The sequence below is a fragment of the Pseudoalteromonas aliena genome, assembly GCF_038155085.1.
GTDB lineage: Bacteria > Pseudomonadota > Gammaproteobacteria > Enterobacterales > Alteromonadaceae > Pseudoalteromonas > Pseudoalteromonas aliena_A.
Map to the genome: position 1 here is coordinate 1 of NZ_JBAKAU010000036.1, position 10731 is coordinate 10731.

General features: G+C 39.6%; 9 protein-coding genes, 1 tRNA gene and 1 pseudogene. 4 read left to right on the forward strand and 7 right to left on the reverse strand.

Annotated features, from left to right (window positions below):
- Positions 1 to 134: 134 nt before the first annotated feature.
- The 3 genes from V6260_RS18355 to nudE form a co-directional block, all read right to left on the reverse strand.
- Positions 135 to 211: transfer RNA gene (locus V6260_RS18355), tRNA-Met, on the reverse strand.
- A gap of 147 nt (positions 212 to 358) precedes the next feature.
- Complete coding sequence (cysQ, locus tag V6260_RS18360) at positions 359 to 1150, reverse strand: 3'(2'),5'-bisphosphate nucleotidase CysQ (protein WP_341595549.1); 792 nt, start codon at positions 1148 to 1150, stop codon at positions 359 to 361.
- Positions 1143 to 1715 (reverse strand): ADP compounds hydrolase NudE, encoded by a 573-nt coding sequence (nudE, locus tag V6260_RS18365; protein ID WP_341595555.1) that lies wholly within the window; start codon positions 1713 to 1715, stop codon positions 1143 to 1145. The genes cysQ and nudE overlap by 8 nt, the downstream gene beginning before the upstream one ends.
- A 62-nt stretch (positions 1716 to 1777) precedes the next feature.
- Here nudE and yrfG point away from each other — a divergent pair, with 62 nt between their 5' ends.
- The gene (gene yrfG / locus V6260_RS18370; protein WP_341595550.1) at positions 1778 to 2425 is read left to right on the forward strand and encodes a GMP/IMP nucleotidase; all 648 of its coding nucleotides are present in this window, start codon (positions 1778 to 1780) and stop codon (positions 2423 to 2425) included.
- On the opposite strand, the gene V6260_RS18375 is transcribed toward yrfG, so the two are convergent.
- From V6260_RS18375 to V6260_RS18385, 3 genes are all read right to left on the reverse strand, one after another.
- The gene (locus V6260_RS18375) at positions 2426 to 3049 is read right to left on the reverse strand and encodes a dUTP diphosphatase (RefSeq protein ID WP_341595551.1); all 624 of its coding nucleotides are present in this window, start codon (positions 3047 to 3049) and stop codon (positions 2426 to 2428) included.
- 83 nt (positions 3050 to 3132) lie between these two features.
- Complete coding sequence (locus V6260_RS18380) at positions 3133 to 3501, reverse strand: YacL family protein (RefSeq protein WP_341595552.1); 369 nt, start codon at positions 3499 to 3501, stop codon at positions 3133 to 3135.
- Positions 3502 to 3878: 377 nt separating this feature from the next.
- Complete coding sequence (locus V6260_RS18385) at positions 3879 to 4103, reverse strand: hypothetical protein (protein WP_058549182.1); 225 nt, start codon at positions 4101 to 4103, stop codon at positions 3879 to 3881.
- Positions 4104 to 4414: 311 nt separating this feature from the next.
- Between V6260_RS18385 and uvrD the strand changes: the two genes are divergently transcribed.
- From uvrD to V6260_RS18400, 3 genes and pseudogenes are all read left to right on the forward strand, one after another.
- Complete coding sequence (uvrD, locus tag V6260_RS18390; RefSeq protein ID WP_058549181.1) at positions 4415 to 6580, forward strand: DNA helicase II; 2166 nt, start codon at positions 4415 to 4417, stop codon at positions 6578 to 6580.
- A complete protein-coding gene (locus tag V6260_RS18395) occupies positions 6558 to 8630 on the forward strand; it encodes a GNAT family N-acetyltransferase (protein WP_341595553.1) in 2073 nt (690 codons plus the stop codon). Before uvrD ends, V6260_RS18395 begins: the two co-directional genes overlap by 23 nt.
- Positions 8631 to 8717: 87 nt before the next feature.
- Positions 8718 to 9563 (forward strand): annotated as a pseudogene (locus V6260_RS18400) (chemotaxis protein).
- A 48-nt stretch (positions 9564 to 9611) separates the two neighbouring features.
- On the opposite strand, the gene V6260_RS18405 reads toward V6260_RS18400, so the two are convergent.
- Positions 9612 to 10268 carry an NAD(P)H-dependent oxidoreductase gene (locus V6260_RS18405; RefSeq protein WP_341595554.1) on the reverse strand — a complete coding sequence of 219 codons (657 nt, stop codon included), beginning with the start codon at positions 10266 to 10268 and terminating at the stop codon, positions 9612 to 9614.
- Between the last annotated feature and the right edge of the window lie 463 nt (positions 10269 to 10731).

The window sequence follows — 10731 nt, forward strand, 5'->3', positions numbered from 1 at the left end:
CGACGACCTTCGGGTTATGAGCCCGACGAGCTACCAGACTGCTCCATCCCGCGCCTGTACATTTTAAGTCTGTAGACTACTTAGTTTAATCTCTTAAGTTAGAGCTTTACAGTAACCTTAATCCCTAAGGAAATTGGTTGCGGGAGCCGGATTTGAACCGACGACCTTCGGGTTATGAGCCCGACGAGCTACCAGACTGCTCCATCCCGCGCCTGTAATTTCTTTGAAATAGTTTCGTGTTAATCACGAGCCTGTTTCGAAGAGAGCGCTATAATATAGGAATAAACTTATAATGCAAGGCTTTAACTACTTAATTGCGTTCAACCGAACAAAAAGCAATCAAAGCATACTTTAGCCTCTACCTTTGATGCGGACTTATCATTTTTTGAAACTCCCAATCAGGGTGTCCCATAACAATAAAATCTGGGTTTTCTGTGCTCTCGCGCTGGTTATAAGAAAGAGGGTTAAACTCAGCATCGGTAATACACCCGCCTGCTTCTTCTACAATAACCTGCGATGCACCGGTATCCCACTCACCAGTTGGGCCGATTCTTAAAAAGCAATCGGCTTTCCCCTCTGCAACAATGCACGCCTTTAACGAACACGAGCCAACGGCGATAGTAGCAAATTGGGTATTTAAGTACTGACTTACTGCCTCAATTTTTTGCCTACGACTAACGGCAAGCGTTAGGTTGTCAGGCGTTGCAACCGACATTTTAGTGTCGTTGCCATTTTCACGCTTAAATGCCCCATTACTTGCTGACGCAAAATAAGTAATACCTTTTGCTGGCCAATGAATCACACCTAGAACAGGGTGATTATTTTCAATAAGCGCAATATTTACGGCAAAATCACCACTTTCTAAAATAAATTCACCGGTGCCATCCATAGGATCTAGTAACCAATAGCGCTGCCAATGCTGTCTGTCTGCTAAAGCAGGAATAGGTGTTTCTTCCGACATAATAGGAATATCAGGCGCTAGGGCTTTTAAACCAGCAACAAGTACGTCGTTAGCAGCAAGATCTGCCTTGGTTACTGGTGTGTTATCCGATTTTTCTTGCTTGCCAATATCGTCTTTTTTATAAATCGACATAATGGCATCACCAGCACACTCAGCTAATTCAATACATGGCTCTAATAATTTATTCATTGGCAGCTCCAGACGCTAAATACTTATTTAATAATAGCAAAGCTGCAACGCTGCGTGCTTCGGTAAAATCTTCTTGCTCTAATAATGACTGCCAATCTGTTAATGGCCACTTAACAACTACCAATGGCTCTGGCTCATCACCTGGCAAAGTTTGCGGGTATAGCTGCTTGGCAAACAAAATATGCATAGTGGCATTAAAATAACTTGGCGCCATAGACACCACTTTTAGTGGTTCAAAAAACTCAGCGCCAAAGCCAACTTCTTCTTTAAGCTCTCTGTTTGCAGCCTGCTGAGGTGTTTCGCCCGGGTCTATTAACCCTTTAGGAAACCCTAACTGATAGTCGTTTGTACCAGCACAATACTCACGCACCAACAGCATTTCGTCATCAGCAGTAATAGGCACAATCATGACTGCACCTCGGCCACCGCCGCGAATACGCTCGTACTGACGTTCTTCGTTATTAGAAAATTTAAGCTCTAAAGATTCAACAGTGAATAGGCGGCTTTTAGCGACGACATCATTGCTGATAATTTGGGGTGGAGTTGGGTGCTTTTTCTGTGTCATTGGCGTTATTTTGCTATCATGGCAGTTGTGCTTAATCATAAACTTTTCACAAGGAAAAGCCCATGCTAAATTGGTCAAAAATCGATACCGTTTTACTCGATATGGACGGAACATTACTCGATTTACATTTCGATAGTCATTTTTGGCTTAATGTTGTTCCTGAGCAAGTTGCACTTACTCGCAATATAACCCTTGATGAAGCAAAAGCTGACATACATAAACGTTATCAAGCAGTAAGCGGACAAATACAGTGGTATTGCTTAGATTATTGGGAAGAGCAACTAAAATTACCAATAATGGAATTAAAGCGTCAAACTCAGCATTTAATACAAGTGCGTGAAGATGTGCCTCATTTTTTAACAGAGCTAAAAAAAGCAGGTAAAGAGCTCATACTGTTAACTAACGCTCACCCAGAAAACGTAATGCTTAAATTTGAGCATACCGCCATAGATAATTATTTAGATGGTGTGGTGTCGACTCACCAATACGGAGTGAGTAAAGAGCAGCAAAGTTTATGGCATCAGGTACAAAAAGATTTAGGGTTTAATAAACAACGTACCCTGTTTGTAGATGACAGTGTACCGGTGTTAAATGCCGCCAGAGAATTTGGCATTGAGCATTTACTTGCGGTTGCTAACCCAGATAGTAAGCAACCACATAATATAATAGCCGATTACTTAAACGTAACCGACTACCGCACTATTATATAATTAGCTTTTTGGGTAACGAGCTTCTAGGCCTTGGTATACTAACTTTGCAAAATCTGCATGTTCGGTATCAAGGCTTTTAACTACTTCAACTAAGTGTTCGTTATCTTCTTGGCCGTTCCATACTTTAATATAGCTACCATCTTTATAACCATAATCTTGGCGGAAAAAGTTTAAGGTGTTTTTACCTACGTAACCACGGTATAAATCGTCTATATTCATACCAATTTGCGCCATACAGCCTGCAAATACAGCGGCGTTAAATGTTTTATCAGCAACTGCTGATGCTGCTAACATTTCAAGTGTTTGTTTAAAGTCATCAGCTTGCTCAGGCGCATTAAGTTGCAGCTCTAATTGCTTAGCTAACTCTTCATAACTTGTAGTGCCGTCAATTCTCAATGATAAACCAAAATGGAAAATATCAACCAATTCTAAAATTACCTGTTCGGTATCTGGTGTTTGTTTTTTCCACCATTTCCAACCGTAATGATCTAACATTTCTGCACACTCGACCCAAATGGCTCTATACCATTCAAAACCTTGGTTAAACCATTGTTCATGAACTTTAGTATTCATGGCATTTTGCATTTCTAGCATGACTACTAGCTTGTTTAAATTGGCAGACATATTCATTCCTGACGTTTTTGATTAGTGTAATAGTACAGATAAAAAAAGCGTAATGCATCTGCACTATTTTAATAAATTTAGTTTTACTTTGAGCCGCTAAATTCAGCCCACGACTCAATTAAATCAATAAAGTCTTCAAAGCCACAGCCACTGCTTAAGCCGTTTTCTTCAAGCATTAAATCATCATCTTGGTAGGCTACTAGATCTTCACTATCTTGATGCAGGGCATGCGCTTCAAATAAGGCTTCGTCTTTAGAGAGTATTAAATCGATCTCTTGGCCTTTTAAGGTAACTGGCTCGTAACTTGTTTTTACCGAAGTAATAAGTGCTTGCACCATAGCCACTTTTTCTTTGCCAATCTCTTCATTTAGCCAACGGCCAATTATTGCGTGTTCGCTGCTTATTTTGATGCGTAGGCCACTAATAGGGTCACGTATAAATTGATATTCCATAACTTTACTTATTAAACGCTAATAACGCGATTATACCCGTAAACAGCGCAAAACGCCGACCCTAAAAAGCAAAATAGCGCTATTCGGGCGTGTTGAACTTTGCAGATTGAAAATTTGTTCAATCTAGGGGCGATTAAATCGCGGCGTAAGGTTTGTAACCTAGTGGGCTAAGTAAAAACCGAGCAACAAAGAGTTTATGGTCCCTAGAAAGAACCCAAAGGGCAGCGAATGTTTGGCATTTATGCTGCGTTATCGCCTATTTATGGGGAATAACCACACTGCATAGGCTCTGCCTTGCCTAAAAACCAAACATACTGCTGCAAATTCAACCATCAAAGAGCAACACGCCCTAAGCGCTTTTATAAAACATTTAATACCTAACTTCGTGAGCGGTATCGTGCTGCGTCTATAATCGACCATAAGTAAATAATTGGCACAAGTACAAAGCCTACTAATACATATATAAGCGCATAACTAATTATAATCGCTAGCGCAAAAAATATAGCGGATAAAATACGCCCTTGAACTAGTTGCCCTAAACCAGGAAAAAAGATATTACACAACGCTGCAATTACATTACCGCCAGAACCTTGATCAGCCATACTCACCTCTGTAGTTAATTAATTTTAAATTTTAGTTATTTACTTACTATCACACTTTATGCCAATTTATTAAAGTTTAAAAATCAAATAGTTAAATTAATACCAAATAATATTTTAGTATTTTTTACTAAATATAGGTCAATTTGATTATTTTTATACTTAAATTTAGTTATTTATACATGCTAAAAACTAGCCAGCTAGTTGGTTTTAGACACTATTTTTAGAATAGCTGTTCATAAAAACAGTATTTTATTTAGCCTAACAAAAACACCTGTTATACTGCCTTCATTATTGATTGAAAAGGCGTAACGATGGACGTTTCTGAATTACTCGATGGCTTAAATGACAAACAACGCGATGCCGTTGCAGCCCCACTACAAAACATGCTGGTATTAGCAGGTGCTGGGTCTGGTAAAACACGAGTGCTGGTTCATCGTATTGCGTGGTTAATGCAGGTTGAGCAAGCCTCTGCTTATAGTATTTTTGCAGTTACTTTTACCAATAAAGCCGCTAAAGAAATGCGTTCTCGAGTAGAAGAAACCTTAAAAGCACCTGTCGGTGGCATGTGGATTGGTACTTTTCATGGCTTATCGCACCGTATTTTGCGCGCTCATCACCGAGAAGCAAACCTACCAGAAGCCTTTCAAATATTAGACTCTGACGATCAGCTAAGAATGATTAAGCGCTTATTAAAATCAATGAATATTGATGACAAAAAATGGCCAGCTAAACAATTTGGCTGGTACATAAGCGCTAAAAAAGACGAAGCACTTCGCCCTAAAGATATTCAAGCCTACGATATAAATGAGCAAATGATGCTGCGTGTATATGCCGCGTATCAAGAAGCGTGTGACCGCGCTGGTTTAGTTGATTTTGCTGAAATACTGCTGCGTAGCTATGAGGTGCTTAAAAATAACCCTACACTACTTCGCCATTACCAACAGCGCTTTGCGCACATGCTGGTAGACGAGTTCCAAGATACCAATACCATTCAGTACGCATGGTTAAAGCTACTCGCAGGCGATACACAAAGCATTATGATTGTGGGCGATGACGACCAAAGTATTTATGGCTGGCGCGGCGCTAAAATAGAAAATATAAAACGTTTTTTAACTGACTTTGACGCCGAGACTATTCGCCTTGAGCAAAACTACCGCTCAACCGCAACCATTCTAAAAGCATCTAATGCGCTTATAAAAAATAACTCAGAACGTATGGGTAAAAGCTTATGGACCGATGGTAACGAAGGCGAGCCTATATCGATTTATGCAGCGTTTAACGAATTAGACGAAGCCCGCTTTGTAAGCAGCAAATTACGTAGCTGGTTAAATGCAGGAAATGCATTGCAAGACGCCGCTATTTTATACCGTAGCAACGCGCAATCTCGTGTACTCGAGGAAGCCATGCTACAAGAAGGCTTGAAGTACCGTATTTACGGTGGAATGCGATTCTTCGAGCGTCAAGAAATTAAAGATGCACTATCGTACTTACGCTTAGTAGGTAATCGTCAAGACGACGCTGCATTTGAACGCGTTATTAACACCCCTGCGCGCGGTATTGGTGATAAAACATTAAGTCATATACGTGATTGTGCTCGGGCTGAATCACTCCCGCTTTGGTATGCAGCTAAAGCTATTGTTGAACAACAGCACTTATCTGGCCGCGCGGCAGGTGCAGTATCTAAATTTGTAGAGCTGGTAGAGCACATAGAAGACAAAATTAGTGACCTTACTCTGCATGAGCAAGCTAAATACGCGATTCAAACCTCTGGCCTTATGGCGATGTACCAAGCTGAAAAAGGCGAAAAAGGCCGTGCCCGCGTAGAGAACTTAGAAGAACTTATAAGTGCCTGCGACCAGTACGAACTCCCTGAAGAAGAAGAGTTTAGTTCGCCACTTCAAGGGTTTTTAGCTTATACGTCGCTTGAATCTGGTGAAGGCCAAGCTGATGAGCATGAAGACGCAGTACAAATGATGACCCTTCACTCGGCTAAAGGTTTAGAGTTTCCGCTTGTGTTTATGGTGGGCGTTGAAGAAGGCATGTTCCCTTCACAGCAAAGTAATGAAGAAACAGGTCGCTTAGAAGAAGAGCGACGTCTTTGTTATGTTGGTATGACGCGTGCAATGGAAAAACTATACATAAGCCACGCCGAAAGTCGCCGTTTATACGGTCAAGAAAAGTACCACAGTCCTTCACGCTTTTTACGTGAAATACCAGAAGACTGCGTAGAAGAAATTCGTATTAAAACGCAAGTGTCGCGCCCGCCAGCTGCAGGGCGTTTTAGTGCCTCAGTAAGCCATGCTGTATTTGAAGAAAGCGGATTTAACTTAGGCCAGCGCGTACTACACGCTAAGTTTGGTATAGGGACTGTGCTTAATTACGAAGGTAGCGGCGCGCAATCGCGTGTGCAAGTAAACTTTGATGACCTTGGTAGCAAATGGTTAGTAACCGCATATGCACGACTTCAAGCTGTATAACGCGTTAGTTACAAAACTAACTCAGCAACTAGTTGGCGCAAACCATCGCCAGCTAGTGCTTATTACAGGCAATTCTGCTTGGTGCCATCGCTTAGTTAATTCTTTTATAACTAACGACAATACAGCTACGCTATCTAAATCAGAAACTTTAAAAAATGCCATTTGGCCCTCTCATAATCATCAAATATTAGGGAAAGAGTTTACCTCAGCAGTTTACGATGGTTTTAGTGGCCTGCATCCAGATAAATTAGCCGCGCTTACAGGTACTGTTAAAGCTGGCGGAATTTTATTTTTAATACTGCCAGAGCTTAATTCACTCAATACTTGGCCCGACCCTGCTTTAAGTAGCATTGAGTCTTTCGGGCATAACACTTCACAAAGTTTATTTAACAAACGTTTTAGCTCTATTATTCATTCTCTACCCGCTTTACATTTTAGTGAGCTAAACGGAGTTACTAACAATAATACTAAGCCTCCACCTAGCAATACTATTAATTATCAGCCACAGCAAACCTGTATTGAGCAGATAGTAAAAGTAGCGAATGGAAGAGCAAATAGGCCTCTATTGATAAATGCAGACCGCGGGCGAGGTAAATCAGCAGCGCTTGGGCTTAGTGCAGCACAACTTAGCGATAAAAAAATAATTCTTTGTGCCACTCAATTCAGTGCAACACATTCAAGTTTTAAACAGTTAGCAAATGCACTAAATGTAAATTACGACCCCACACAAAAGCAATTGGCTAACTTGTCTTATATGCCGCCAGATGCCTTGCTCAATAATTTACCCGAGTGTGATTTATTACTTGTTGACGAAGCTGCCGCAATACCAGTGCCTCTATTATTAAAAATATTAACGCATTACCCAAGAGTTGTATTTGCAAGCACACTTGTAGGCTACGAGGGCAATGGTCGAGGTTATACAATTCGCTTTAGCAAGTACGTTAAAGCACATTATAAAGCAGCAAAAGTAGTTACGCTTGATGAGCCACTTCGATTTGCCAAACATGATCCTCTTGAGCAGCATATACGCACTCTATTGGCATTAGACGCTCAATTTAGCGAAACCAATTGTACTAATATATCAGCTTTAACACACCGTGAAATTAGCCAACAAACATTAATTAATGATGAGCTGCTACTTAAACAGGTTATTGCATTACTTGCCCAAGCACACTATCAAAGTAGTGTTAACGATTTACGACACCTGCTTGATGCACCTGCACAACGAATATTTATTAGTGAAGAGCACAACCGCTTAGTAGCCGTTTGCTTAATTGCTATTGAAGGTGATATCGATACTGATTTAGCAGAGCTAGTTATTTCAGGAGAGCGTCGACCACAAGGTCATTTAATGTCGCAAACGCTTGCACAACTTAGCTTCAGCACTGACTTTTTAACCCAGCTAAGTGCCCGCGTAGTGCGTATAGCCGTTGACCCTAGCGCTCACAATTTAGGGCTCGGAAAAGCACTAATTGGCTATTGCGAATTAAAACTTAAACCACAGTGCAAATTTTTTGGCGCAAGCTTTGGAGCTACGGCTTCCTTACTCAATTTTTGGCAAAGCCAAGGGTTTGTACCTGTAAAGCTAGGTTTTAGACAGGATAAAAGCACTGCTGAGCATTCAGTGTTAGTGATCAAATCGTTACATGATGACTGTAATAAATTAGGCAATCTAAGCAAACAATTTCAAAATGAATTTATGTACGGGCTATTAACTCACTTTAAAACCATTCATTGGCAACTTGTCAGTATATTACTCAATAGTTTTTCTGATGAACCACTTACACCACATGCGCTTTTTCAACTAAGGCAACTTAAAGATAAAAACCTAAATAGGTTTTCAGTATCAGCCGTACTTTGGCATGCCATAAATAAAGCACCTTCAAATATGAGAGAGTTAAACACCCCTCATAAACAACTTATTATTCAAAGTGTGCTGCAAAATTGCAGCGATGAGCAGTTATTAAAACAGTTTTCTTTAACGGGTAAAAAACAGTTAGATAATAGCCTCTCTAGTGCTTTTAAATCACTGATTGCAAAATTTAAGTAATCCTACTTTTAAAAACTGTAACTCTATAAGCTATTTATTTATTTTGTTCTATCCTTTAAGCATTAATAGGTAAATAAAGTTAAAGGCATGGAATTAATAAACTTTAAAGTTGACTGCAAAACAATTTCACTTAAAATTCTTGATATATTACTCACAGAGCGTTTTAACAACGACACCACTACTTTGCCGAATAATAAAAGCTTTATTGGCGTTAAAGACTATATGGAAATGCCGACCCCGGTATTTGATTTAGGAATTATTCTAAACGGTAGCTCTACATAATAAAGTAACAAGCACGCCTTAGAGCAACTACGCAAATGGCAAGAGTCACTATAGGTTTGGTTTACGCGTATTGAAAACAACCTAACAGGCAACAATACAACCATCACAACAACCAGTACTGAGTTACATAACTTTGAAATGTTTTATCAAGAGTTCAAAACAGATAATGAAGACTTACAAGCCATAATAGGAAAGTTTGATCGACCATTTAAATCACTGCTACAAACTGTGGATAAAGCTATTAAAGCGAGTACCGATGACAATAAAAAACAAGTAAGTAAATATATAATCGATATTAAACAAAATAGTTTAATGCAACTACATCGATTATTTGAAGCGGCAAAAGAGCAAATTACACTCAACTATAAACCTATCATTGTGTTTACCACTAAAGATGGAAAAACTCCGCATGTAGGGCTGTTAGTAGATAAAGTCGAAGATAACGTAGATTACAAAAAAGAAGATATTAAACCTCTGGATAAGCTAACGGAGATTGGCTTTGATATAGACCCGCAAACTAAAAATATGATGCGCGGTTTAATAAAACTAGCCGAAAAGCACAGTGTTTTAATCGACCCAAGTGCTATTTTTAGCCCTGTAAATGTAGCGCAAGAAAACGCTCAAGAAAGTGAAGCATATGGCTTATTTTAAAAACAGAGAAGCCGAGAATATTCTCGGCTAATTATTTATAACGGTAAGTTATACCGTGGTAATAATATCTTCTACAGCTAAACGAGCCTTAGGTAAGCCGTGATTCCAGTCTTCCTCAACAACAGGGTAACCCATAGCAAGTGCAACTTCACAAATGTGGCCATCAAGCTCTTCACTAAACTTCTCACCGATTAAATCTGGGTCTACACCCTCCATAGGCGTAGAGGCAATATTTAAACGAGCCAGAGTATGCATAATGTTACCCAGTGCTAAATAAACCTGCGCTTTAGTCCAGCTACCGTTGTAACCATTTTCATCAGTGTTCATTTCTGCAAATGCATATGCACCCATAAAGTTATCACGCATATCTGCTGGTAGGTGGCCTGAACTTACTTCTACATCAACACGCTTTGAAAACTTCTCTTTAGTAAACTTAGGATCGTAGGCAAGTAAAAGCGTATGAGATGCCTCTTTAGCGTGGTGTTGATTAAACTGGTGCTTATTTACGAATGTATCGTGTAAACGTTGCTTACCCTCTTCACTTTCTACTAAGATAAATTTCCAAGGTTGAGAATTAATTGAAGAAGCAGACAGACGAATAGCTTCTTTAATTACTTCCAAATCATCTGCTGAAATACGCTTAGCAGAATCATATTTCTTAGCAGTGTAACGATTATGTAAGTCTTTAATGATTTGATGAGACATGCTCTACTCCGTCGTGATGTAAGTATTTAAATACAAGATGGAGCTAGTTTAATTGTTTAAAGAGCATTTGATAATTAGCAATAGAGTTAAAAGACTTTATAAAAAAAATTGATAATAAAAAAGAGACTAAGTGATCATCAGATCATTTAAAGTATTATTATGCTTTTCATCATGTGAAATCTGGTTAGGGATAAAAGTGTAGTGGAGATAAGGATATGCAAAGGAGCCTACGAATGAGTCCAGCATGGGCTCTTGCTATTTACTAAATCCCAAACAGAAAAAACCCGTCACATCGCTGTAACGGGTTTCTCTTATTTGAAGTCGGTAATGTCGTAGTGCCCACAGCGGTGGAGAGCCACATAACACATGCTACACTATCGTTGCGTCAGGGCGGCCTTGTGCACTTCGAGCTGTTTTGCTTTCACTACTGAGTTCGGTATGGGGTCTTGGCTACAGCTTTTAT